Origin of the sequence: Albirhodobacter sp. R86504, assembly GCF_042466415.1 — a bacterium.
Lineage (GTDB): Bacteria > Pseudomonadota > Alphaproteobacteria > Rhodobacterales > Rhodobacteraceae > Albirhodobacter.
Genome location: NZ_JAXHCH010000002.1, coordinates 2,790,749 through 2,815,550 on the forward strand (window position 1 = coordinate 2,790,749; position 24,802 = coordinate 2,815,550).

Below are 24,802 nucleotides of genomic sequence, written 5' to 3' on the forward strand. Positions count from 1 at the left end.
TAAATCGGCGTGTTAGAACCCCGCGCCACCAAACGAACGCGGCGCTGCCTCAACAATCACGGCTTGGCCGTTGCGGATCTCGGCAATCGCCAGCCCGCGCTCGTTGCTGCCATCCGAGCGGAAGCGGAACACGCCGCTCACGCCAACAAAACCGGCGTTCTGGGTCAGGGAACCTTGCGTGAAGGCATCACTTCCGCGGGTTTTTGCAAGCGCTGCGATGGCGGAGATACCGTCATAGGCGAGGCCCGAAAGCGCATGCGGGCTTTCGCCGTAGGCGGCTTGGAAGCGCGCCTCATAGGCCTGCGTCAAGTTCCGATCGGGCATTGCGAACCAACCGCCCTGAAGGCCAGGGAGTTGCATTGCAGCCGCAGGAATATCCCAGCGCGTCAGGCCGATCAGCTGCGGATTGGGCGATGTGACTCCCTTCGCATTGAGTGCATCCGCAAGGAACGGGAGCACGTCATCGGTGTTTGAGGTGATGAACACCGCATCCGCCCCGGCAGAGGCCGCAGTCGCGATTTTCGGCGCGGCGGTGCTGACACCGTCTTGCGAGCGCGGGAAGGATGTGCGCCCAGCGAGGCTTGCGCCCGCGCGTGATACGGCCGCCTCGATCGCGCGTGCACCTGCCTCACCGGCAGGTGTTTGTTCGCTCACGACATGAATGCGACGCTTGCCTTGTTTTGCCGCGTAGCTCGCGAGACGTGTCGCGGTATTGGCAAAGGTCGGCCCGAGCACGAAGACGTTTCCGCCCGCGATATCCGTGTTGTTCGAGAAGGCGAGCACATTCACGCCGCGCGGCGCAACCGCCACGCCTGCCGCATTCGCGGCCTCGCCATGCAGCGGCCCAAGGATGATTTTCGCGCCCTCATCGACGGCTTGATTGGCGACTTGTGCCGCCTGCGCAGAGCTGCCGCCGGTGTTATAGACGCGCAGATCGATGTTTACGCCTTTCTGGTCGGCAACGGCGAGTTCCGCGGCAAGGCGGAGCTGACGCGCCAGCAGCGCTTCGCCCGGATTGGCGGTTCCGCCAGGAACGAGGAGGGCGACTTGCACGGGCGTCGAAGGGTCAGTCTTTTGCCCTGATCCGCCGGAACTCGACATGGCGCCGGGCGCGCATGCGACGAGGGCCATTGTCGAAAGTGCTGCGGTGATTCGAAGCAAAGGCTTGCGGGCATTGCGTAAAACAGCAAACATGAACGGGGCCTCTTGGTGATTGAAACAGGGGGCTAGGCCTCGGACCCTATGCGGTCCGTGGTGCAAAGTAAACGCGGCGCTTGCCGCCAGTTCGGACCAGACGGGATCACTATGCAAGATGCAACCGACGCAGGCGAAACATCGCCTGATGCGACACTCTGGCAGGCAAACCCCCGCGCAATTGTCGCGGGGTTACATTTTATCGCCACGCCGATTGGTGCGGCCCGCGATATCACATTGCGGGCGTTGGATTTGCTGGCGGGGGCGGATGTTATCGCGGCGGAGGATACGCGGACGTTGCGGCATCTTATGGAAATCCACGGTGTCCGTCTGAACGGCAGATACGTTATTGCCTACCACGATCACAACGGCGCGGAGGCACGGCCCCGGATTCTGGCGGCGTTGGCGGCGGGGAAATCGGTGGTGTACGCATCCGAAGCGGGCACGCCTTTGGTCGCCGATCCCGGGTACCAATTGGGGCGCTTGGCGATTGATAACGGCTATCCGGTGTTTGCGGCGCCCGGCCCCTCGGCCGTTCTGGCCGCGTTGACGGTATCCGGATTGCCCTCCGACCGGTTCTTGTTCGCAGGCTTTCCGCCCAACACCGCCAGTGCGCGGCGGAAATGGCTGACCGAGTTCTCTGGCGTGCCTGCGACATTGGTATTTTACGAATCTCCCAAGCGGCTTAACGCAATGTTAACCGACCTCGTGACAGTCTTTGGCGAAGATCGGCAGGCAGCGGTATGCCGTGAGTTGACCAAGCGATTTGAAGAAATTCGGCGCGGCACGTTAAAGGACTTGGCCGATGGGTTTGCGGAACAATCCGTAAAGGGCGAACTTGTCGTGCTCATCGATCGAGCGCGGGGGGTGCAGTTCGGGCAAGACGAAATCGAGGCACTCTTGCGCGAGAAACTTGCGACAATGCGTGTGAAAGACGCCGCAAAGGAAGTCTCGGACGCAATGGGTTTGCCGCGGCGCGATGTATACCAATTGGCGCTGACACTTGGTGATCAAGATGATGAGGATGAAAATTCCTGAACCTGCGAAAGGGGATAGATGGGCGAAGGTCACTCAAACGCGCGCAGGCACCGAGGCGCGATGGCATATGCTTCGGGGGTGAGCGCGGAAAATCAGGTGGCTGAGCTCTATCGCCGCCAAGGCTACGAAATCGCAGCAAGCCGATGGCGCGGACGATCGGGAGAGATCGACTTTATCGCCCAAGGCATGGGCGGGTTTGTCTTCGTCGAAGTCAAAAGCGCGTCAACGCATGATCTTGCCGTGCAACGCGTCTCGCCTCGCCAGCGCAGCCGACTCTACGCCGCGGCGCAGGAGTTTTTGGCGAAAACGCGGGCGGGCCACGCGAATTCAGCGAGATTTGATGTCGCGCTTGTCGATCGATCCGGATGTATAAAAGTGATCGAGAATGCCTTCGGCCTCGAGCAATCGGGATGGTAAGTGACGATTGCATCCGCGCGCGGGCTGCGTCATCAAGGGCCATCTTGGCAGGAGACCTGACGTGAAAGTCGCTATTCAGATGGACCCGATCGGCCCGATCAATATCGAGGCTGACAGCACATTCCGTATCGCGGAGGAGGCCCAGAAGCGCGGGCATGAGCTTTTCTACTACACCCCAGATCGGCTCTCGTACCGCGAAGGCCATGTCTATGCGCGCGGCTGGCCGCTTACGGTTCGGCGCGAGAAGGGCGATCACTTTACCCTGGGCGCCGAGGCGGAGGTTGATCTCGCGACCTTTGACGTGGTCTGGCTACGCCAAGACCCGCCATTCGATATGGGCTATATCACGACGACGCATATCCTTGACCGGATTCATCCGAAGACGCTTGTCGTGAACGATCCGTTCTGGGTGCGGAACTATCCTGAGAAACTTCTGGTGCTGGATTTCCCCGATCTTACGCCGCCAACGCTGATCGCGCGTGACCTTGAGACGATCAGGGCGTTTAAAGCGAAACATGGCGATATCATCTTGAAACCGCTTTACGGCAACGGCGGCGCTGGTGTCTTCCGGCTTGGACCGGATGACCGCAACCTTGCGTCGCTGCACGAGTTGTTCTCTGGGATCAACCGTGAGCCGCTCATCGCGCAGAAATTCCTGCCTGCGGTGTCCAAAGGCGACAAGCGAATCATCCTTGTTGATGGCGAGCCTGTCGGGGCGATCAACCGTGTGCCGGCCGAGGGTGAAACGCGGTCGAACATGCATGTGGGTGGCCGACCCGAGAAGGTTGGGCTGACGGATCGTGATCGTGAGATTTGCGCGCGGATCGGGCCGCTTTTGCGTGAGAAGGGCCAAGTCTTCGTCGGCATCGACGTCATCGGCGACTGGCTCACTGAAATCAACGTGACATCTCCGACAGGTATTCAGGAGTTGGAACGCTTCGATGGCACGAATATCGCAGAGAAGATTTGGCTCGCGATTGAAGGGCGTCGCACGAGTTAATCTTCTGTGAAAATGATACTGGGTTGATCCTCATGCTTGTGGGGATCAACCCGCATGATACGCAATCCGGTAGCCGACCGCCTCTAATACGTGCCGTTTCTCGATCCTGTCAGCGTCGTCCAAATCCGCAAGCGTGCGCGCCACGCGTAAAATCCTGTGATAGCCGCGTGCCGAGAAACCAAATCGTTCGGCAGCTTTCGCGAGAACGGCACGACCATCGGCATCAAGGGGCGCGATCTCTTCTAACAGCCTGCCTTCCGCATCCGCATTCACCCGAACCGAGGGATGCGCCGCGAACCGCTTTTCTTGAATACGACGCGCCCGCAGCACCCGCTCGGCCACGACGGCGGACCCTTCGCCATGTGCGGGCTGCTCCAGCTCGCGCCAACTCAGTTCGGGGACTTCGATACGAAGATCGAAGCGGTCCAGCAGGGGGCCCGAGATTCGGCCCAAATAATCCGCCCCGCATTGCGGCGCTTTGGTACAGGCTCGTGTGGGATTGGTCAGATATCCGCAGCGGCAAGGGTTCGCCGCCGCGACTAATAGAAACCGGCAGGGGTAGCGCATGTGCGCATTGGCGCGCGCGATCACGACCTCCCCAGTCTCAATGGGTTGGCGTAGAGTTTCCAACACGTTGCGCGCGAATTCGGGCAGCTCGTCAAGGAATAGCACACCATTGTGCGCGAGGCTGACCTCGCCAGGCTGCGCGTTGCGTCCCCCCCCGATGATCGCGGCCATCGAGGCGGTGTGATGCGGCTCCTGAAACGGCCGGTTCCGCGAAATTCCGCCCTCGGGCAAGAGGCCCGCAAGCGACCGTATCATCGCCGTCTCAAGCGCCTCTGCCGCGGTCATGTCCGGCAAAATACTCGGAAGACAGGACGCGAGCATCGACTTTCCCGCACCCGGCGCGCCCGTCATCAATAGGTGGTGGCGGCCTGCGGCGGCGATCTCCAAGGCGCGCTTGGCGCGTGTTTGGCCCTTTACTTCAGCGAGGTCGCGGCCCCGCAGGGGCTCGGTGATCTCGCCCGCAACGGCGCGGCCATGGATCTTTCGGCCGCTGATGTGATCAACCGCCTGTGACAGGGTCTTAAGGGCGAAGATCTCCGCCGCGCCCACCCATGCCGCCTCCGCCCCCACTTTCATAGGGCAAATCATCATCATGCCCTCACCGGCCGCGGCCATCGCACCGGGCAGCGCGCCCGGAATGGCGATCAAGCGCCCATCGAGAGAAAGCTCGCCCATTGAGACGTATCGCCCCAGATCATCGCGCGCGAGCACCCCTAACTCCCCCAAAAGCGCGAGCGCGATGGGGAGGTCGTAATGCGAGCCCTGTTTGGGCAAATCGGCCGGCGAGAGGTTCAATGTCACCTTTTTGGCCGGCAGCATGATGCCGATCGACTCGAATGCCGCGCGCACACGGTCGCGCGCCTCAGAGACCGCCTTATCGGGCAAGCCGACCACCGAGAAAGCGGGTAAGCCCTCGCTGACCGAGCATTGCACCTCGACGAGGCGGCCTTCCATCCCTTCAAATGCAACCGTGTAGGTTCTCGTGACCATTCCGCTTCCCGTTGTTCAGCCTGCATCAGGGCTTAGCCAAGTTTGGCGTAAAACGGGCGCGGGGCAACAGGAATTCAACCCAAGCGGGCAACCATTTGCGTGAAGGCAGGCCATGCGGCGGCATCTACTATGGTTTTGTCGCGGCAAAACGCATTGCAAAAGCCCCAAATCTGTCCGTTGAGTTCCAAGAAATGCGTCACCTGATCACCGGAATAGGGACAGGTCATGTTCAGGGCCGCGCTTGGATCGGCATCATCGAGGGCGCGCGCAGGCAGGGGAGTTGGCACCGGCCACGCTTTTTGCGGCCAGTCGCGCGCATAGGCGGGCTGATCCGCGCCCTCGGCGGCGCCCATGGCACGCCAGCGCCGGAACGCCAGATCCGCGATTTGCGTCTCGACGTAGCGCTGCGCCAAATCGCCGACCGGTAGAGAATGCCCCGCAATCCGCGCCGCCACAGGGGCAAAAAACGCATCCACAATCGACCATTCGCCAAACAGCCAAGGTCCGCGATCGCTGTGCTTTCCCAACGCCTGCGACCAAAGCATCTCGATCCGTTCCAGATCGCGCAGAACCGCCTGATCGGGCGCACAATCCGCATAAGCCACGCGGAGATTCATCGCGCAATGACCGCGCAAAGCAGTGAAACCCGCATGCATCTCCGCGCTCATCCAGCGCGCCAATGCGCGGTCTGTTGCATCCGCAGGCCATAAATTTATTTCCGGATGCCGCTCGGCGAGCGTTTCGGCGATTGCCATGGTTTCCGCGATCACAATCCCCTCGGGAAGACGCAGCGCAGGCACAAGCCCTGCCGGAGCGAATTCCTCTAAAAGTCTAGCAAAATCAGCGCTATACATCCTGCCTTTGCAGGTCTTCACATCGATTCCGGTCTTGGCAAATAACAACCAGCCGCGCAAAGACCAGCTCGAGTAGCTCCGGTCGCCAATCGCCAATTCGTAGCCCATGCTTAGTCCTTTTCTCAAAATTTCAATTATTTTCAGGTGATCGTGCAACTTTGCGAGCGCGGGGCTCGTTCCCTTAACAAGATAACCAGAGCCGCAGCCGAAAAGCGCGAGAAATATCGTGCGAAGGCCCATCACAGATTTTGATACCCCCCAGCGGTATCTTGTGCGGGAGGATCGGGATGGCGGATCGTAAAAAGTGGAAGGGATTGAGACAATGTTGATAAATTCGCAAATCGCCGCTTCCGAACAAAGCGCCGCAGCACAGGCCGTTTCGCGCGCCGAGGCCGTTGCCTCAAAAGCGCGTAACGCGACCAAGCCGACGAGCCGGCAGGCAGCACGGGACGGCATGACGGATGACACTTTGCCGCGCGCCGCAATGAAGGCGGAACTTCTCAGCGCAGAAGTCGAAGCCGAGCTTGCCCGCGCGTGGCGCGACGAGCGCGACGAGCAAGCGCTCCACCGACTCGTGACGGCTTACATGCGCCTTGCGGTTTCGATGGCGTCAAAATTCCGGCGCTACGGCGCATCGATGCCCGATCTCATTCAAGAGGCTTCCCTCGGCCTGATGAAAGCGGCGGATAAGTTCGATCCTGAACGTGGAGTTAGGTTCTCGACCTATGCGGTTTGGTGGATCAAGGCGTCAATTCAGGAATTCGTCATGCGGAACTGGTCGATGGTTCGCACCGGCTCCACTTCGTCACAAAAATCCTTGTTCTTCAATCTCGCGCGCGTTCGTGCAGAGCTTGAGCGCAGCTCCATGACCGAAGGCGATCCATTGCGCGGCGCGGCGCTCGACCGTGCGATTGCGGAGACGCTCGGCGTTCCTTTGGGGGATGTCGAGATGATGTCCGGCCGGATGGCAGGGTCTGATTACTCCCTCAATGCGATGCAATCGGGTGAGGAAGAAGGCCGCGAGTGGATAGATGCGCTTGAAGATGATGCGCCAGCGGGCGAGGCTGTCGCGACCGAGCGCCATGACCGTAAGATGATGCGAACATGGCTGTCGTCCGCGATGGGTCAGTTGACCGAGCGCGAGCGCTACATTGTCGCGCAACGCCGTTTGGTTGACGAGCCGCGCACTTTGGAGAGCCTGGGCGTTGAATTGAACCTCTCGAAAGAGCGCGTGCGCCAGTTGGAGGCACAGGCGTTTGGCAAAATGCGCAAAAACTTGGAGCGCCACGAGGGTGAGCTACAAGCTCTTCTCTAAAGAACGGCGTTGGCGGGGGGCGGGCATCGCGCTTGCACCTCGCCCCGCGCACGCCTACAAATTCCACTGACTGCGAGTGAGGGGTGGGCGATATGATTGGGCAAAAGACGCTGGGCGGGCGACGTGTCCTCCTGATCATCGGAGGGGGGATCGCTGCGTTTAAAGCGCCAGAGTTGATCCGCCTTTTGCGGGCGCGCGGCGCGGGCGTGACGCCTGTTCTGACCTCGGCCGGATCACAGTTTGTGACGCCCTTAACACTTGCATCGCTCGCCGGAGAGGCCGTGCATCAAGACCTATTTGATCTGACGTCCGAAACTGAGATCGGTCACATCCAATTGTCGCGCAGCGCTGATCTGGTTGTTGTGGTGGCCGCGACGGCCGATCTGATGGCAAAGATGGCGGCGGGTCTGGCGAATGATCTTGCCTCTACGCTCCTCCTTGCCACCGACAAGCGTGTCTTGATCGCGCCCGCAATGAACGTGCGGATGTGGGATCACCCTGCGACCCAACGAAATATTCGCCAGTTGAAACAAGACGGTATCTTGTTCGCGGGCCCCACATCGGGGGATATGGCTTGTGGCGAATTTGGCGAGGGGCGAATGATCGAGCCTTCCGAAATTCTGGCGGCGATTGAGGGCACTCTTGCGACGGGGCCGCTTGCGGGCCGGCATGTTCTTGTGACCTCGGGGCCAACCCATGAGCCCATCGACCCTGTGCGTTATATCGCCAACCGATCCTCTGGGGCCCAAGGCACGGCGATTGCGGCGGCGTTGCGCGATTTGGGGGCGGAAGTAAGTTTTATCACCGGCCCTGCCTTAATCCCGCCACCCGAGGGGGTGCGAGTGATCAAGGTGGAGACGGCGCGTGAAATGGCGCAGGCGGTCGAGGCCGCTTTGCCCGCGGATGTTGCGATATTTGCCGCCGCAGTGGCGGATTGGCGCGTGGCAAATGCAACGGGCCAAAAGATCAAGAAAGATGCGACGGGCGCGCTGCCACATCTGGAGTTCACCGAAAATCCCGACATTCTGGCCACCGTTTCGCAAGATCGCGCGCGGCGGCCCAAGCTTGTGATTGGTTTTGCGGCGGAAACCGAGAAGGTGATTGAGCATGCGACGGCGAAACGCGCGCGCAAGGGCTGTGACTGGATTGTGGCCAATGACGTCTCGCCTGAGACGGGCATCATGGGCGGCGCGGAGAACGCGGTCATCGTAATTTCCGATGCGGGGGCTCAAAGCTGGCCGCGGATGGGTAAAGAGGCTGTTGCGAAACGTTTGGCAGATAAAATTGCGGTGGCTTTGGCATGACGGTGACACTCAAAATCTTGCGCGAAGACTGGGCCGATCCCGCGATCGACTTGCCTGCCTACGCGACGCCCGGCGCAGCGGGAGCGGATCTGCGGGCGAATTTACCCGAGCAGGATCGTGCTGCGGGGCTGCAACTGGCACCGATGGCGCGGGTGGTGATCCCGACGGGGCTGATCGTCGAGATACCGGAGGGATACGAGATGCAGATCCGACCGCGATCGGGATTGGCGCTGAAGCACGGGATTTCCCTGCCTAATACGCCGGGGACGATCGATAGCGATTATCGTGGGCCACTGGGCGTGTTGCTCATCAACTTTTCAAATATCGCATTCACTGTGGCGCATGGTGACCGCATCGCCCAAGCTGTTATCGCGCCCGTGGTACAAGCGCGTTTCGAGACGGCGGCGACTTTGACCGAGAGCGCTCGCGGGGCGGGTGGCTTCGGATCGACAGGGCGCGGATAATGCTGTTTGTCGTTTTATCGGGCGGACTTCTGCTGTTAGGCGCCTTGATGCGGGTGCCGCCGCGCCTGAGCTTATTTCTGATCGGATGCCTTTGGCTGGCGGTGACGCTCGCGCATTTGCTTTTGCCTGAACAAAGCCCGCTCACGCGTGCCTTCGGGGGCTCGATCGAGAGTTGGCTTGCGATCGGGGTCGTCGGGTTGGTGGCGTACGGGTATCGGTCGCTACTGAGCCGCCTGCGCCGCAAGGCCGAGAAGGGGGCGGTGAGCGCGGCGCCGGCGAACGCGGCGTTCTCATCCACGGAACTGGATCGCTACGCGCGCCACATCATCTTGCGTGAAATTGGCGGGCAGGGGCAAAAGCGCCTCAAACAAGCCAAGGTTTTGGTCGTTGGCGCCGGAGGACTTGGGTCGCCCGCACTCTTATATCTCGCCGCGGCGGGGGTGGGGGTGATCGGCGTGATTGACGATGACGCGGTTTCGAATTCCAATTTGCAGCGTCAGGTTTTGTTCCGCGATGCCGACATCGGCATGCCGAAGGTTCACGCGGCGGCGGCGGCGTTACGGGCGCTCAATCCGTTTGTCGAGGTTCGTCCCTACGCCCAACGCCTGACGCCAGAAATCGCGGCAGATCTTATCGCGGAGTACGATCTTGTCTTGGATGGCACCGACAATTTTGACACGCGTTATTTGGTGAATTCCGCCTGCGTAACCGCGGGCAAACCGTTGATCTCGGCGGCGATCTCGCAATGGGAAGGGCAGATTTCGCTCTTTCACTCGCCGGGGCCCTGCTACGCGTGTTTGTTCCCCGCACCACCTGCTGAGGGTCTCGCGCCGGATTGCGCACAGGCGGGCGTGATGGGCGCCTTGCCGGGGGTGTTGGGGGCGATGATGGCGAGCGAGGCGATTAAATTCCTTACCGGCGCGGGGCAATCGCTCAGCGGGCGTCTTTACGTTCATGACGCGCTCTGGGGCGAAAGTCGCACGATCGCGATCAAGCGCGCTGATGATTGCGCGGTATGCGCGGGGCGCGTTTAAAGGGCAGATACCCGAAAGCCAGCCCCGAACCGATCACCGCCGCCACCAAGCCAACCGTCCCGTCAATCGGGGCTGGCATATCCCGCGCGGCCGTCCTAGCTTCGGCGCAAAGGAGACCTCTCATGACAAATCCCCTCCTGTCCGACTGGACCGGCCCCTTCGCGCTTCCTCCCTTCGCGCGGATTTCCGACGACGATTTCGCACCTGCCTTTGACGCCGCGCTGACCGAGGCGCGCACCAATATCGAGGCCATCGCGAACGCAGATGAGGCGCCGACGTTTGACAATACGATCATGGCGTTAGAGCTTGCAGAGGGAAAGCTAGATCGTGTTGCGGGCGTATTTTACAACCTTGCGGGTGCCGACAGCACACCGGCGCGCGAAGCGTTGCAGCGGGATCTCGCACCGAAAATGGCGGCGTTCTCCTCAGAAGTGACGATGAATGCGGCGCTATTTGCGCGCGTCAACGCGGTATGGGAGGCGCGTGAGGGCCTCAATCTCGAAGATACGCGGGTGTTGGAGCTGTATCGCCAGATGTTCATCCGCGCGGGTGCGGCGCTGGAAGGTGCTGACGCGACGCGGATGAAGGCCATCAAGGCGCGGCTGGCGGTGATTTGCACGGAATTCTCGCAAAACCTTCTTGCCGACGAACGTGCGTGGTCGATGCCGTTAGAAGATGCGGCGGGGCTGCCTGATTTCGTCGTGAAAGCGGCAACTGCTGCGGGTCAGGAACGGGGCGAAGCCGGGCCTGTGATTACCTTGTCGCGCTCTATCATCGTGCCGTTCTTGCAATTCTCGACGCGCCGCGATTTGCGCGCGCAAGCCTATGCGGCCTGGTCGGCGCGGGGCGCCAATGGCGGCGCCACGGATAACCGCGGTTTGGCGGCGGAAATTTTATCTCTGCGGGACGAGCGGGCCAAATTGCTGGGCTTCAAAAGCTTTGCAGATTTCAAGCTCGAGCCGGAAATGGCGAAAACGCCGGCCCGCGTGCGCGACTTGCTGATGCGTGTTTGGGCCCCTGCCAAAGCCGCGGCTGAGGCTGACGGCAAGATTTTGGCGGATATGATGCATGCGGATGGCGTCAACGGCGACTTAGAGCCTTGGGATTGGCGGTTCTACTCCGAACGTCGTCGCAAAGCGGAACATGATCTGGATGAGGCCGCGCTCAAACCTTACCTGTCGCTTGATGCGATGCTGGGGGCGATGTTTGATTGCGCGAGCCGGTTGTTTGGTTTGGAATTCCGCGAGATCGACGGGCCCTTCTATCACCCTGACGTGCGCGGGTGGGAGGTGACACGCAAGGGCGAGCATATTGCGGTGTTCCTGGGCGATTACTTTGCACGCGGCTCGAAACGGTCGGGCGCGTGGTGCTCGGCGATGCGCAGCCAGAAAAAGCTTGGCGTCGACACTCGGCCAATCGTCGTCAATGTGTGCAATTTCGCGAAGGGGGACCCGTCGCTGCTGTCCTATGATGATGCACGCACATTGTTCCACGAATTCGGCCATGCGCTGCATCAAATGCTGTCGAATGTGACCTATGGCTTTATCTCTGGTACGTCCGTGGCGCGTGACTTCGTCGAGCTCCCGAGCCAGCTTTATGAGCACTGGCTGGAAGTGCCGCAAGTTCTGGAAAAGCATGCCAAGCATTTCGAAACTGGCGAGCCAATGCCGAAAGCGATGCTGGAGCGGCTGCTCGCGGCGGGCACCTATGATCAGGGCTTTGCAACGGTCGAATTCCTCGGATCGGCACTTGTGGACCTTGCGTTCCATGAGGGCGCGGCACCGCAAGATCCGATGGCCAAACAGGCCGAGGTTCTGACCGATATCGGGATGCCGAAAGCGGTTGGGATGCGCCATTCAACACCCCATTTCGCGCATATTTTCTCTGGCGACGGATATTCGGCGGGCTACTACAGCTATATGTGGTCCGAGGTGATGGATGCGGACGCCTTTGCCGCGTTTGAAGAGGCGGGCGATCCGTTTGATCCGGCGACGGCCGCGCGGTTGGAAAAATACATCCTATCCGCCGGTGGTTCGCGCCCCCCTGAGGAGCTTTACACCGCTTTTAGAGGCCGTATGCCCGGCGTTGAGCCGCTGCTGAAGGGGCGTGGTTTGATCGAGGCGAACTAGCCGCACACGACCCAAGGACTTTACCCCGCGAGATTAACCTCGCGGGGTTTTCCATTGCGCAGACGCATCGCAAGATCTCCGCCTGTTTACAGATCGGCCACATCCTTGTGGATGATCACATCCGTCTGCGGATAGGCGAGCCGGATCGCCGCTTTCAGTGCCGCGCCGATTTCATGCGCCTCGCGCAATGTCTGATCGCCGTCGAGCTCAATATGCAGGTGCACAAACACCTTCGATCCCGCGGTGCGGGTTTTCAGATCATGAAAACCGTGAACACCGGGCCAATTGAGGGCGATCGTCTCGATACCGCGAATGATTTCGGTGTCCGCCTGCCGGTCCATCAGCGCGTGCCACGAAGCGATGCCGATTTTCATGGCGCCGCCAAGCATGACCGCAACGCCGATCAATGCGATGACGCTGTCGACCCAGGTGATGTCAAAGCGCGCCGAAAGTCCCAAGGCAAGGATCGCCCCGAGCGCAGGCATCAAATCGCCGACGTAATGAAGGGAGTCGGCCGCGATCACCTTGTTGCGCGTCCGTTTGGCGACATGGCGCTGCCAAGCGACCAACGCACCCGTTAACAGGATCGACGCAATCATGACCGTGATACCGGACTGATGGGCCTGTAGGGCAGGGGCGCTGGGCGTCAGGAGGCGTTTGATCGCGGCCAGCCCGATAGCGCTTGCCGAGAGCGCGATAAACAGCGCCTGCGCCAGCGAGATCAAATCTTCGACCGAACTGTGACCGAAGGCGTGATCATCATCGGCGGGTCGCGCGGCGTAAAAGATGGCAAAGAGGCCGAGGCCCGAGACCATCATATCCATCGCGCTATCGGCCAAGGAGGCGGCAATTGAGAGCGCGCCCGTTTCAGAGAACGCCCAGAGTTTCATTAACACCAAAGCCATGGCCACCGCGACCGAGGCGAAACCTGCTGAGAGGTTGAGGGAAAAGTGTTTGTTAGACATTGGCTCAACTCATGCAGTTTGGGCGTGGAGGCTGGCTCCACGAGGTATTTGACGATTGGCTTGCGCGGTCTGAATGCCGCAGCGCGCCAAACCTATTCGCGCAGCTCGTTCGCGTCGACGCCCCAGATTGCCTCTTTGGGCACCCAGCCGTCTTCCGACCCCGCCGCCACGTCACACCAGTCGATCGTGCAGGCCCCAAGCCGGACAATCGCCCCCATCGACGCCAAGGCGACCGTGCCGGAAGCCGCATCAGGGCGGGCTTTCAGGGCCGTGTTATCATCCTCGATGATCGCGGTGCGCACACCCGACAAAAGCGCATAATGCACCCAGCCGCCCGCGCCGTCACGATCTTCAATCCGGCGCCAGTGACCGTATTCTGCTGTGACGCGCAATGGCATCCCTGCGTGGCGGAAAACCCAGTCAATCCGGTGCGACAGCGACGGGCCGCGCCGCGCGTTGCCCGTGGTGCCCTTCAACGACACGAATCGAGGAAGGGGCAAGTTGGTGACGGGGCCGCGGATTTGGGTATCCTCGGTTTGCGAGGGGGGCGATGCGGTCTGCGTTGCCTGATCCGTCGGCTCATCCGCGCTCGCGGCCTCGGGGAGAGTGTTGGGTTTGGATGCGGGCCGCAGGCCAATGAGTTCTGGGTTGCCGCCCGTCACATCGGTTTGCGTCGTCTCATCGTTGGGCGCCGGTGCCGCGCCGTCTTGCGTTGCGCGTTGCGTCACCTCCTGCACACCCTCGCCCTCGGGTGATGCGGTGGAGATCACCGCCGCGAGGATCGCGCCAATCGAAGCCAAAAGGCAAATCGCCCGTAACGCCCGTTTCATCCTGCCGTTCCGCCTGTTTAAACCGAAGGTTTCCATATCAAAGCTGCTGCGCATTATCGATCAAGCCACGCAAATATGCCGCGAGCTTTCCCGTTTCGCACGTTTCCGTCAGCGCCTCATCGTGTGGGGCCTTGTATGTGGCCCGCTTTCGGGGTCATTTTGCATGAAATGGAGACGACTGCAAAGAGAGGAGGCCTGCTTATGGCTGCTCAAAAGCTGAGTGTTGTTGTCACGCGACGGTTGCCCGCCCCGGTCGAGACGCGAATGAAAGAACTTTTCGACGTCGAATTGCGCGATAGAGATACAAAAATGACGCGAGAGGAGTTGATCGCGGCGATGGCGCGGGCGGATGTGCTCGTGCCCTGCGTCACTGATCAGATTGACGCGGCTATGTTGGCGGCGGCGGGCGAACGCCTTAAACTCATTGCTAATTTCGGCGCGGGGATCGATCATATCGATGTCGAGACGGCCCGAAAACGCGCCGTTCTTGTGAGCAATACGCCCGGTGTGATGACGGAAGATACCGCGGATATGGCGATGGCGTTGATGCTCGCGGTGCTGCGCCGGATTCCCGAAGGGCAGGCCATGATGCAGGATGGTCGTTGGGAGGGGTGGTCGCCGCTCACGTTGCTCGGCGGGCGGATCAGCGGCAAGCGGATCGGCATTCTGGGCATGGGACGCATCGGCCAAGCGCTTGCGAAACGCGCGCGGGCCTTCGGGATGCAGGTGCATTACCACAACCGTAAACGGTTGCGCCCCGAAATCGAGGCGGCGTTTGAGGCAACCTATTGGGAGAGCCTCGACCAGATGGTGAGCCGGATGGATGTGATTTCAATCAACTGCCCGCACACCCCATCGACCTTCCATTTGATGAATGCGCGCCGCCTCAAACTGTTGAAACCTGAAGCGGTCATCGTCAACACCTCACGCGGGGAGGTGATCGACGAAAACGCCCTCACGCGTGGGTTGCGGGCGGGCGAGATCGGCGGCGCGGGGCTCGATGTGTTTGAGCACGGGCATGAAATCAACCCGCGTTTGCGCGAATTGCCAAATGTCGTCTTGCTGCCGCATATGGGCTCGGCGACGCTTGAGGGGCGGATTGAGATGGGAGAGAAGGTCTTGTTAAATATCAAAACCTTCTCCGATGGACATCGTCCGCCTGATCTTGTTTTGCCCGGCATGTTTTGACGGCGGGCTAGCCTGTCGCTGCGTCAGGATCTTCCAGCGGGAATTGCGGCACATGCCCCGCCATCAATCGCAACGCATCGGCGGGGCCAATATCGCGGGTCTTCGCGATTTGGGTCAGCTCCGCCGCAAGATCGGCACGGATCAAACGCTCTTGCACCGCCAACGATGAGGTCGATCGCCCTAGGCTCGCGCTGATTTGCGGTTGCGATAGGGCTTCGCGGGGCTCGTCTGCTGTCGTCTCAGGCGCCGCGGAAAGCGCGGAAGCTCCTGCGGGGGCGAGTATTGCCATCGCGCCTTGGCCGAAGGCCTGCGCGGCGAGCACAGTGCGCAATCGCCCGTCATATGCACCCGTCAAGCTCGAACCCGCGTCCTGATGGCCGCTTTCCCCTCCCTCGGGGGCTATTACCGCAAGTGCTGCGGCTTCCTCCGGTGTTGCCGTCGCGGGCAACGGTGTTCGCGCGGCGCCGCCACCTGATTGTGTCGACTCGCCTGTCGTGACCGCCGCCGTCGACTTCGGCACCGCCGGCACGACCTGCGTCAGCTTCATCTCCGCGCCAAAGCCCTGCGCCACCATCTGCGCCGATGCCGCCGCGGCGGTTTGCGTTGTCGTCGTTTGTCCCGATAGCATCCTCTGGTTGGTGTTGGACAACAGGTTGAGGATGCCCGAGATCATAGGTCTCGAAAGCATATCTTCCTCGCTTCTAGAGGGATCGCCGCCCATCGCGGCACGTCTCAAACTAACCCGAATCGATCCGATTTTCTGCAGTTTTCTTGATTCAAGATGAATCTCCTGACCCACTGTCGCCCGCGGTCAAATTGAAAGTTCTCTTTGTTGATATCGGGCGCGGGGAAAATCGGGCGATGTCGTTTTCCGCCGCCATTGGTCGGGGGTGATTGCTCTCGCTGTGATGTCTCGGGCAAAAGTGGGGGAAACGTTTCGGCACAGGAGTCGCCCTCAATGAAAACTCACGTCAAAGCTCTTGTTGTCGGCGGCGGTGCTGTTGGCTGTGGCGTTGCCTATCATCTCGCGAAGGCCGGTTGGGAGACGATGCTGGTCGAGCGCGACGAGCTCACATCCGGTTCCACTTGGCATGCGGCGGGGCTTTTGCCGCTGTTCAACATGGGCTACGCGACGACTCACATCCACAAATACTCCGTTGATTTTTACAAATCTTTGGAGGCGGAGACGGGCCTCAATGCGGGCTTCTCGGTCTGCGGCAACCTGCGGATGGCGCAAACGCAGGAGCGGATGGATGAGTATATGCTCTATTCCTCCGTGGCCGAGACGGCGGATGTGTATCACGAATTCCTGACGCCTGCGCAGATGAAGGACCGCTGGCCTTTGCTGCGCACCGAGGATCTCAAAGGCGCGCTGTTCCATCCGCAAGACGGCTATATCAACCCCGCCGATGTGACGCAGGCGATGGCCAAGGGCGCGCGGCAACACGGCGTTGATATCGTTCGTAAATTGCAGGTGAACGCGTATCAGTGGACGGGGTCGGAATGGATCGTGACGCTGGAGAAAATGGTGGAAAAGGGCGGCAATCTGGTCGGCTCTGGCGAGTTGATCGAGGTCCGCGCCGAGCATGTTGTGACCTGCACCGGCAACCACGCGCAGCGCACGGCGAAGCTTTTGGGCATCAAAATCCCGGCGATTCCGGTCGAGCATCAGTTCATCGTCACCGAGCCCGATCCGGCACTGGTCGCATGGCGCGCGGCGGGCAATCCCGAACATCCCGTACTGCGCGATGCGGATGCGAAATGGTATGTCCGCGAGGAACGCGGCGGCTGGATTTTGGGCCCTTATGAGCGCGGGGCGCCAGCGCGGTTCCTCTACGATGTGCCGGAATCGTTCCGCGCCGATCTGTTCCCGCTCAATCTGGAACGGATTGAGGAAGAATATATGGCGATGATCCACCGCCTTCCGTCATCGGAGGAGGTGGGTCTGAAGGATGATTTCAACGGCCCGATTTGCTACACGCCCGATGGAAATCCGCTCGTCGGCCCCGCGCCGGGGCTGCGCAATATGTGGCTGGCGGAGGGCTTCTCCTTCGGGATCACCGCGGCGGGCGGCACCGGCTATTACCTCGCGCAGATGATGGTTGAGGGCGAGGCGGAGATCGATATGGCCTCGCTCGATCCCAAACGCTACGGCAATTGGATGACCACTGAGTACGCCGCGCGCAAGAATGAGGAATGCTACGAGCATGTCTTCATCCTGCACCACCCAGATGAGGAGCGCGAAGCCTGCCGCCCGCTGCGCACCGCGCCCGCCTATGATCGGCAATTGGCGCTGGGCGCGCAGATGGGGCAAGTGAACGGGTGGGAGCGGCCGAATTACTACGGGCCGGTGGGCGCGCCTGTCGATTTCGATCACAATTCCCGCAGCTTCCGGCGCGGCGCATGGTGGGAGTTCGCGAAGGCGGAGGCATCAGCGATCCGAGAGACCGCGGGCGTGATTGATGCCTCGGCCTTCACCAAACACCTCGTGCGCGGGGCGGGGGCGACGGCGTTCCTCGATTGGTTCACCACCAATAAACTGCCAAACTTGGGCAGGATCAATCTGACCTATGCGTTGACGGACGCGGGCACCACGCGGACCGAATATACCATCGTCCGGATCGCGCAGGATGAATATTATCTCATCTCCGCAGGGGCTTGGACCGATTATGATGCCGATTACCTGCGCCAGCGCGCCGAGGATAAGGCCCCCGAATTTGGCGCCATCGAGATCCATGATGTGACCACGCAATGGGGCGTCTTTGCGCTCGCAGGCCCCAATTCCCGCGCGATTTTGCAAGAGATCGTCAAGGATGCAAACCCCGAGACGGTGCTGTCGAACAAGCGGTTCCCGTGGCTTTCCATGCGCAAGATCGAACTCGGCATGTGCCCCGTGCGCGCGATCCGCGTGGCCTATACCGGCGAGCTTGGGTGGGAATTGCATTACCCGATCGAATTTGGCCGCTATCTTTGGGATTTGCTGATGAAAGCGGGGGCGAAGCACGGGCTGAAACCGGTCGGCGCGCGGGCGCAAAACTGGCTGCGGCAGGAGAAATCCTACCGTGCGTTTGGCACCGAGCTTGGCCGCGATGCAACGCCGTTGGAGGCGGGGTTGGACCGGTTCGTGGACCTCTCGAAAGACTTCCTTGGCAAGGCGAAGATGATCGAGACCGGCATCCGGTCCAAATGTGTGACGCTGTTGATTGATGGGCCGACGGACACCGATCCGTGGGGCAAAGAGGCGCTGCTTTTGGACGGCAAAAAGATCGGGCGGCTGACCTCGGGCGGCTATTCGGTGGCCTTTGGCAAGCAGATCGGCATGGGCTATGTGCGCCCCGATCTGGCCGAGGTCGGCACCAAGTTGAAGGTGAAAATGCTGCTGCAAGAATGGGATGCGGTGGTGGTGGAAGACAGCCCGTTCGATCCGACCAACGCGCGGATCCGCATCGACGGATAAGGGAAGGGGGCAATGATGCCCCCTTTTTCATTTTACTGCTGGCGTGCTTTTAACCAGTTTTCCCAGCCCTCGGGCGAGCCATTGAACGCGTTGATATCGACCTCCCCGCCGACCCCCGGTACGACGCCGGACCCGGTATATTGCCAGAACACCCAACGTGCGCCGGGATAGGTGACCTGCGGGTGCGCGGCAACGGAACGCAGCCAGAAATCGTAATTCCCAAGCTTCCCGAGCTGGTTCTCGCGCCAAAAATCAACGGTCGTGTAAATCACCGGCCGCGTTCCGTAATAGGCCGTCACCGCGTCGATAAAGACGTGCATTTCCTGCCGCACTGTGGACGCATCGGGCCGCTTCTTGCAGCTCGGGGAGGTGTGGTTCCATTCAATGTCGAGAACTGGCGGCAAATCCCCTGCTTTGCGCGGGTAATTTCGGATGAACCAGCGGGCCTGCTCCTCTGCCGAACGGCAGAAATAATAGAAATGATAGGCACTGACTGGCACCCCTGCGCGTCTTGCGCCTGCGAGGTTCGCCTCAAATGCGGGGTCGACGCGGTCGCCGCCCTCGGTTCCTTTCAGCCACGCAAAAGAGATGCCGGCGCGTCTGGCCGCGTCAAAATCAATCACGCCCTGATATCGCGCGGCGTCAATACCGTGCACGGCATAGGTCGCGGGCGTGCGGCCCTCCCACGGGTGTGGCTTGGTATCTCCGAATTGCGCAGGCAGGCCAGTTGCTCGGTAGTTCGCGGCGTTAATCGCGTCTGGCCGCATCAGCTGCCCCTTAACGGGTAGGTTTCCGCCGCCTCCGCAGCTTGTCAGCGCCGCGACAAGCACGCCCATCGTCAGAAATTTGTTCCACAAAGCCATGCACGCTTTTCCCTTTTGATCCCGCCCTAGAGTCGCTGAAAATGGCGCCTATGTCACGGGGGGAAACGCGCTCTCTGGCAGGGCGCGTGACGCAGCGCGGTCGATTAGCAAAAAGCCGCCCCGAAGGGCGGCTCTCGCATTCATTTCTTCAAGCTGCTTTGCCTTACGCTTGCAACGAGCGGACAGACATCTCGCCCTCGCCACGCGACCGCATGGCCGCGATGGCCGCGATGCTGGCCGCGGCGGTGGTGAAATACGGGATTTTGTCATAGAGTGCGACCGCGCGGATATCGCGGCTGTCGGAGATCGATTGCTGACCGTCTGTCGTATTCAAAACAAGCTGAATATCGCCATTTTTCAGTCGATCGACGATGTTCGGGCGGCCCTCATAGACCTTGTTCACGATCTCAGCCTCAACGCCTTGCGTTTTGAGCCATGCGCCCGTTCCGCGTGTTGCGATGAGTTTAAAGCCCATCGCGATCAAGTCACGCGCAGCTTCGGCGAGCTCGGCCGACTTATCGCTATCTTTGATCGACAAGAACACGTTGCCCTCGTCGGGCAGGATCGTTCCCGCGCCGAGTTGTGCCTTGAGGAAGGCGCGCGGGAAGTTCCGATCCCAGCCCATAACCTCACCTGTTGAGCGCATTTCCGGCCCAAGCAGCGTATCAACGCCGGGGAAGCGCGCGAAGGGCAGAACCGCTTCTTTCACCGAATACCAAGGCGTGTTCGGATCGGCCAAAGTCATCGGGTCTGCGAAGGGCAGATCTGTCTCCGGCGTCACATCGGCAGGGTAGGGCGCGCGGTGCGGGAAGTTCGCCATCGGCTCGCCCGCCATCAGACGCGCAGCGATAGACGCAATCGCGCTATCGGTTGCTTTTGCAACAAACGGCACGGTCCGCGAGGCGCGCGGGTTTACTTCGAGAACGTAAATCACGCCATCTTTGATCGCGAATTGAACGTTCATCAGGCCAACAACGCCAAGCGCAAGCGCCATCTTCTCGGTCTGAACTTTCAGCTCCGCGATGATCTCTTTCGAGAGCGAATAGGGCGGCAGCGAGCAGGCGGAATCGCCGGAATGGACGCCCGCTTCCTCGATATGCTGCATGATGCCCGCGACATGGACGGTCTTGCCGTCCGAGAGCGCATCAACATCGACCTCAATCGCGCCCGACAGGTAGCTGTCGAGCAGCACGGGGCTATCGCCGGACACCTTCACGGCGGAGGTGATGTAGCGTTTCAAATGATCCATATCGCGAACGATTTCCATCGCACGGCCACCCAAAACATACGACGGGCGGATCACCAACGGGAAGCCCACGCGCTCGGCGATCGCGATGGCTTGGGCATCGGTGGAAGCGATGCCGTTGATCGGCTGCTTGAGTTCGAGACGGTTCAACAAGTCTTGGAAGCGCTCGCGGTCTTCTGCAAGGTCGATCGCGTCCGGCGTGGTTCCCAGAATTGGGATGCCTTCATCTTGCAGGGCATTCGCGAGTTTCAACGGGGTTTGGCCGCCGAATTGGACAATAACGCCGTGCAAAGTGCCGTTTTCTTGCTCCACCCGCAGGATTTCCATCACGTGTTCCATCGTGAGCGGCTCGAAGTAGAGGCGATCAGATGTATCGTAATCGGTGGAAACTGTTTCGGGGTTGCAGTTGATCATGATCGTCTCGTAACCGGCTTTGGTCAGCGAGAAGCACGCATGGCAGCAGCAATAGTCAAACTCGATCCCTTGGCCGATCCGGTTCGGGCCACCGCCCAGAATCACGACCTTCTTACGGTCGGACGGGCGCGCCTCGCATTCCACATCGCCCATCGCAGGGGCCTCGTAGGTGGAATACATATAAGGGGTTTGCGCCTCGAACTCGGCAGCACAGGTATCAATCCGTTTGAAGGCGGCAACCACGCCAAGGTTGCGGCGCGCACGGCGGACTTGCGCCTCGTCGCGGCCCGTCAACATCGCCAGACGCGCATCGGTGAAGCCCATCATCTTCAGGCTACGAAGACCGCTTTCGGTGACTGGCAGGCCTGTTTTGCGGATCTCTGCTTCGGCTTCAATGATCTCGCGGATACGGGCCAAGAACCACGGGTCGAACGAGGTCGCGGCGATGATCTCGTCATTGGTGAGGCCATGGCGCATCGCCTGTGCGATCACGCGCAGACGGTCTGGTGTTTGCATCGAGAGCGCTTTTACAACGGCCGACTTTTCCGGTGCGCCTTCGATCTCGATTTCGTCGAAACCGCTCAGTCCGGTTTCCATCGAGGCGAGCGCTTTTTGCACCGATTCGTGGAAGGTACGGCCAATCGCCATAACTTCGCCCACCGATTTCATCGCGGTGGTCAGCTCCGGCTTGGATCCTGCGAATTTCTCGAACGCGAAGCGCGGGATCTTGGTGACGACGTAATCGATGCTTGGCTCAAAGGACGCGGGCGTAACGCCAGTGATGTCATTGTCCAGCTCGTCGAGCGTGTAACCGATGGCGAGTTTGGCGGCGATTTTTGCAATCGGGAAGCCCGTCGCCTTGGACGCCAGCGCCGAGGAGCGCGACACGCGCGGGTTCATCTCGATCACGACCATCCGGCCATCTACGGGGTTGATTGCCCATTGCACGTTCGATCCGCCGGTTTCCACGCCGATTTCGCGCAGCACAGCGATCGATTGGTTCCGCATCACTTGGTATTCTTTATCCGTCAGCGTCAGCGCAGGCGCCACGGTGATGGAATTGCCGGTGTGCACGCCCATCGGATCGATATTCTCAATCGCGCAAACGATGATCGCGTTGTCGGCTTTGTCGCGGACAACCTCCATCTCGAATTCTTTCCAGCCGAGCAGGGATTCGTCGACGAGGATTTGTGCCATCGGCGAGGCATCGAGGCCGGAGCGGCAGATCCGCTCGTAATCATCGCGGTTATACGCGACGCCGCCGCCTGTGCCGCCAAGGGTGAAGGCGGGGCGGATGATCGCCGGCAGGCCGATTTCTTCAAGGTCGCGCATCGCGGCGGCTACGCCTGCGTTGATGTCATATTTGCCATTCGGCAACTTCGGCGCGGCGACAATCGTCGCCTTCGGGTTTTCAATCCCCAACCGGTCCATCGCTTCGCGGAACAGCTTACGATCTTCGGCCATTTCAATGGCTTCGCGTTTCGCACCGATCATCTCAACGCCATATTTTTCCAGCACGCCCATATCGGCCAGCGCCAGCGAGGTGTTCAGGCCAGTCTGCCCGCCCATCGTCGGCAACAGCGCATCGGGGCGCTCTTTCTCGATGATTTTGGCAACGACTTCCGGGGTGATCGGCTCGATGTAAGTCGCGTCCGCCATTTCCGGATCGGTCATGATGGTCGCAGGGTTCGAGTTCACGAGAATGACGCGGTAGCCTTCTTCACGGAGGGCTTTGCAAGCTTGGGCGCCCGAGTAATCAAACTCGCAGGCCTGGCCAATCACAATAGGCCCGGCACCGATGATGAGGATGGACTTGATGTCGGTTCTCTTCGGCATGGGGGGCCCCTTATATATGGCAACGTGCAGGCATGGTGGATCACCCCGCTTGGAGGCGTCCAAATTTGGGCGGTTATAGCCCGAGGGACGGGCGGTGCAAGAGTTGAATCGGGGAATTTAGCGGGTTTCAGGCAAGGTTTGTGATCCCGCTCGGCAAGTTGGTTGCGCGGAACGGCTCAACGCGCCGTCAGGGGGGGGCGAGCCGCGATATCTGATCGGCGCGGCCGGATCAGGCCGCGCTTTGCCCCGCAAGTCGTCGAAGGCACCATACCGCCAACCCCAGCACCACCAACCAGACGGAAACCGAAAACATGTTGTAGAGCGCGAGCGTCTTATCCAGCGATGAGACCATTTCCATCGCCGTCAACGTATTTGCGAACCCGAACATCCCCAGCGCGACGATTGCCCTTTGTGGCGTTAGCGCGGCGCTTAACATCGGTAACATGAGGAGCGGCAAGACGTAGTAATGCAACCATCCAAGCGGCCCAAATAGCGGGAGGATCAAAGCGATCAGCAGCGTCGCACCAGCACGGCGCAATGCGGGCGGGGCGGGGGCCATAATGCGCCATGTGAGGATCAACGAGACCAACAGCATAAGCTTCGGCGCGTATGTGATCCAGCGCGGAAGCTCATAAAGACCCGGCCCCAAAAGAACGGCATTTCGCGACATATCCAGAGTTGGGGTCAGCCCTAGGATAGAGGAAAGAGACGTCAGCGCCGGAATGAGCGACACATTCACCTTCGCCACCATCGAATATTGCGACACATCGGGTAGCTGCTGCAGGAATTGCAGGCTCAGAGCCGGTGACGCCACAAAACAGATCAGCGCGAGGAGGCTTCCCGCCACGGCAAAAGCGGCTAGCGCCCGCCAGTTCCGGTCGATCAAAAAGACCAAGGCGAAGGCCGCAGGGGTGAGCTTGATCGCCGCCGCGAGCGCGAGGGCAACGCCCGCGCTTGCCGCGCGACCTGCTTGAAGCCGCTCAACCGCGAGCAAGGTCAGGAACGTGGTGATCATGGTCGGTTGATTGAACAGACCTGCGGCTTGGAGAGGTGTCGTGAAATAGGCCAACATGCAAACGATGCAGATGAACAGATCAAAGCGCATGTGACTGGGCCGCGCAATTTTCGCGGCGAGCCATGCAGACCCACAAAAAGCGGCCGTGTGAACAAGGCCAAAGAGATCAAAGAACTGCTGTGGGGTCAGCCGCTGGGTGAGCGGCGAGAGAAGCTCGGCCCAGAGCGGTGGGTAGATATACGGAAACGCGGGAAGACCTTGGTCGTTCATCTGTGCGACCAAAGTAGCCCAGCTTGCGGGCGTTCCGCCGAAAAAGCCGAGATCGGCCGCGTAGACCAGCGCATCCTGACCGGTCGCGATCATATGCCCTGCGATATAGACCGCCGCGAGATCTGACGCCCAGTGGCCCAAAAATTGCGGGAGGATCAAGATACCGAAGGCACAGACAATAATAAACGCGATCAGGGTTTCGCGGCGCGGGGCAGCGAACGGTGTGGTCATGCGGTCCGCGCGGGGCGTAAGATAAGATGTCAGCATCTGTGCCTCAAAATTCGTTTGGGAATGGTTACTGCCGCTTTCTGGCAGAATTGGGGCGATTGTCGCTTTTCTGGAAACCAGTATTTGGGCCTCGTCCCGCCGTCGCGAGCGCCTTCGCAAGCGAATTCGGGCCAACGCGCTTGAC

At 60.5% G+C, this 24,802-nt stretch carries 19 protein-coding genes; 10 read left to right on the forward strand and 9 right to left on the reverse strand.

Translation table 11 applies throughout. The features are described from left to right. Nucleotides 1-12: 12 nt before the first annotated feature. Nucleotides 13-1,194, reverse strand: a complete 1,182-nt coding sequence (locus SJY32_RS15475) for a penicillin-binding protein activator (protein WP_376877421.1) — start codon at nt 1,192-1,194, stop codon at nt 13-15. Nucleotides 1,195-1,305: 111 nt separating this feature from the next. Here SJY32_RS15475 and rsmI point away from each other — a divergent pair, with 111 nt between their 5' ends. The 3 genes from rsmI (at nt 1,306) to gshB (ending at nt 3,649) form a co-directional block, all read left to right on the forward strand. Beyond that, nucleotides 1,306-2,232, forward strand: a complete 927-nt coding sequence (gene rsmI, locus SJY32_RS15480; RefSeq protein ID WP_376877424.1) for a 16S rRNA (cytidine(1402)-2'-O)-methyltransferase — start codon at nt 1,306-1,308, stop codon at nt 2,230-2,232. 96 nt (nt 2,233-2,328) lie between these two features. Next, nucleotides 2,329-2,649, forward strand: coding sequence for a YraN family protein (locus tag SJY32_RS15485; protein WP_376877427.1), 321 nt, complete (start codon nt 2,329-2,331; stop codon nt 2,647-2,649). Nucleotides 2,650-2,710: 61 nt separating this feature from the next. After that, nucleotides 2,711-3,649: a glutathione synthase gene (gshB, locus tag SJY32_RS15490; protein WP_376877430.1), complete on the forward strand. Its 939-nt coding sequence runs from the start codon at nt 2,711-2,713 to the stop codon at nt 3,647-3,649. A gap of 45 nt (nt 3,650-3,694) precedes the next feature. Here the strand turns inward: gshB and SJY32_RS15495 are convergent, their stop codons facing one another. After that, nucleotides 3,695-5,206 (reverse strand): YifB family Mg chelatase-like AAA ATPase, encoded by a 1,512-nt coding sequence (locus tag SJY32_RS15495; protein WP_376877433.1) that lies wholly within the window; start codon nt 5,204-5,206, stop codon nt 3,695-3,697. Between the two features lie 74 nt (nt 5,207-5,280). Continuing rightward, on the reverse strand, nt 5,281-6,168 hold the full coding sequence (locus SJY32_RS15500; RefSeq protein WP_376877436.1) for a glutathione S-transferase: 888 nt from the start codon (nt 6,166-6,168) through the stop codon (nt 5,281-5,283). Between the two features lie 346 nt (nt 6,169-6,514). Here SJY32_RS15500 and SJY32_RS15505 point away from each other — a divergent pair, with 346 nt between their 5' ends. The 5 genes from SJY32_RS15505 to SJY32_RS15525 all read left to right on the forward strand — a co-directional run bounded on the left by SJY32_RS15505 (nt 6,515) and on the right by SJY32_RS15525 (nt 12,306). After that, nucleotides 6,515-7,375, forward strand: coding sequence for an RNA polymerase factor sigma-32 (locus tag SJY32_RS15505; RefSeq protein ID WP_376877798.1), 861 nt, complete (start codon nt 6,515-6,517; stop codon nt 7,373-7,375). A gap of 92 nt (nt 7,376-7,467) precedes the next feature. Continuing rightward, nucleotides 7,468-8,679 carry a bifunctional phosphopantothenoylcysteine decarboxylase/phosphopantothenate--cysteine ligase CoaBC gene (gene coaBC / locus SJY32_RS15510; RefSeq protein ID WP_376877439.1) on the forward strand — a complete coding sequence of 404 codons (1,212 nt, stop codon included), beginning with the start codon at nt 7,468-7,470 and terminating at the stop codon, nt 8,677-8,679. Continuing rightward, nucleotides 8,676-9,143, forward strand: a complete 468-nt coding sequence (gene dut, locus SJY32_RS15515; RefSeq protein ID WP_376877442.1) for a dUTP diphosphatase — start codon at nt 8,676-8,678, stop codon at nt 9,141-9,143. The genes coaBC and dut overlap by 4 nt, the downstream gene beginning before the upstream one ends. Beyond that, on the forward strand, nt 9,143-10,177 hold the full coding sequence (locus SJY32_RS15520; protein WP_376877445.1) for a HesA/MoeB/ThiF family protein: 1,035 nt from the start codon (nt 9,143-9,145) through the stop codon (nt 10,175-10,177). The genes dut and SJY32_RS15520 overlap by 1 nt, the downstream gene beginning before the upstream one ends. A gap of 122 nt (nt 10,178-10,299) precedes the next feature. Then, a complete protein-coding gene (locus SJY32_RS15525; RefSeq protein WP_376877448.1) occupies nt 10,300-12,306 on the forward strand; it encodes a M3 family metallopeptidase in 2,007 nt (668 codons plus the stop codon). An 86-nt stretch (nt 12,307-12,392) separates the two neighbouring features. Here the strand turns inward: SJY32_RS15525 and SJY32_RS15530 are convergent, their stop codons facing one another. Together SJY32_RS15530 and SJY32_RS15535 are read right to left on the reverse strand one after the other, a co-directional pair. Continuing rightward, complete coding sequence (locus SJY32_RS15530; protein WP_376877451.1) at nt 12,393-13,271, reverse strand: cation diffusion facilitator family transporter; 879 nt, start codon at nt 13,269-13,271, stop codon at nt 12,393-12,395. A 92-nt stretch (nt 13,272-13,363) separates the two neighbouring features. After that, entirely contained in the window at nt 13,364-14,101 is a 738-nt protein-coding gene (locus SJY32_RS15535; protein ID WP_376877454.1) for an SH3 domain-containing protein, read from the reverse strand. 201 nt (nt 14,102-14,302) lie between these two features. Here SJY32_RS15535 and SJY32_RS15540 point away from each other — a divergent pair, with 201 nt between their 5' ends. Beyond that, nucleotides 14,303-15,289: a 2-hydroxyacid dehydrogenase gene (locus tag SJY32_RS15540; RefSeq protein ID WP_376877457.1), complete on the forward strand. Its 987-nt coding sequence runs from the start codon at nt 14,303-14,305 to the stop codon at nt 15,287-15,289. Between the two features lie 7 nt (nt 15,290-15,296). Here the strand turns inward: SJY32_RS15540 and SJY32_RS15545 are convergent, their stop codons facing one another. Continuing rightward, a complete protein-coding gene (locus tag SJY32_RS15545; RefSeq protein ID WP_376877460.1) occupies nt 15,297-15,977 on the reverse strand; it encodes a hypothetical protein in 681 nt (226 codons plus the stop codon). Between the two features lie 270 nt (nt 15,978-16,247). Here SJY32_RS15545 and SJY32_RS15550 point away from each other — a divergent pair, with 270 nt between their 5' ends. Then, nucleotides 16,248-18,746 carry an FAD-dependent oxidoreductase gene (locus SJY32_RS15550; RefSeq protein ID WP_376877463.1) on the forward strand — a complete coding sequence of 833 codons (2,499 nt, stop codon included), beginning with the start codon at nt 16,248-16,250 and terminating at the stop codon, nt 18,744-18,746. A gap of 32 nt (nt 18,747-18,778) precedes the next feature. Here the strand turns inward: SJY32_RS15550 and SJY32_RS15555 are convergent, their stop codons facing one another. The 3 genes from SJY32_RS15555 to SJY32_RS15565 all read right to left on the reverse strand — a co-directional run bounded on the left by SJY32_RS15555 (nt 18,779) and on the right by SJY32_RS15565 (nt 24,657). Next, a complete protein-coding gene (locus tag SJY32_RS15555; RefSeq protein ID WP_376877466.1) occupies nt 18,779-19,609 on the reverse strand; it encodes a GH25 family lysozyme in 831 nt (276 codons plus the stop codon). Between the two features lie 163 nt (nt 19,610-19,772). Continuing rightward, the gene (gene carB / locus SJY32_RS15560; RefSeq protein ID WP_376877469.1) at nt 19,773-23,105 is read right to left on the reverse strand and encodes a carbamoyl-phosphate synthase large subunit; all 3,333 of its coding nucleotides are present in this window, start codon (nt 23,103-23,105) and stop codon (nt 19,773-19,775) included. A gap of 229 nt (nt 23,106-23,334) precedes the next feature. Then, the gene (locus SJY32_RS15565) at nt 23,335-24,657 is read right to left on the reverse strand and encodes a glycosyltransferase family 87 protein (RefSeq protein ID WP_376877472.1); all 1,323 of its coding nucleotides are present in this window, start codon (nt 24,655-24,657) and stop codon (nt 23,335-23,337) included. Nucleotides 24,658-24,802 lie beyond the last annotated feature (145 nt).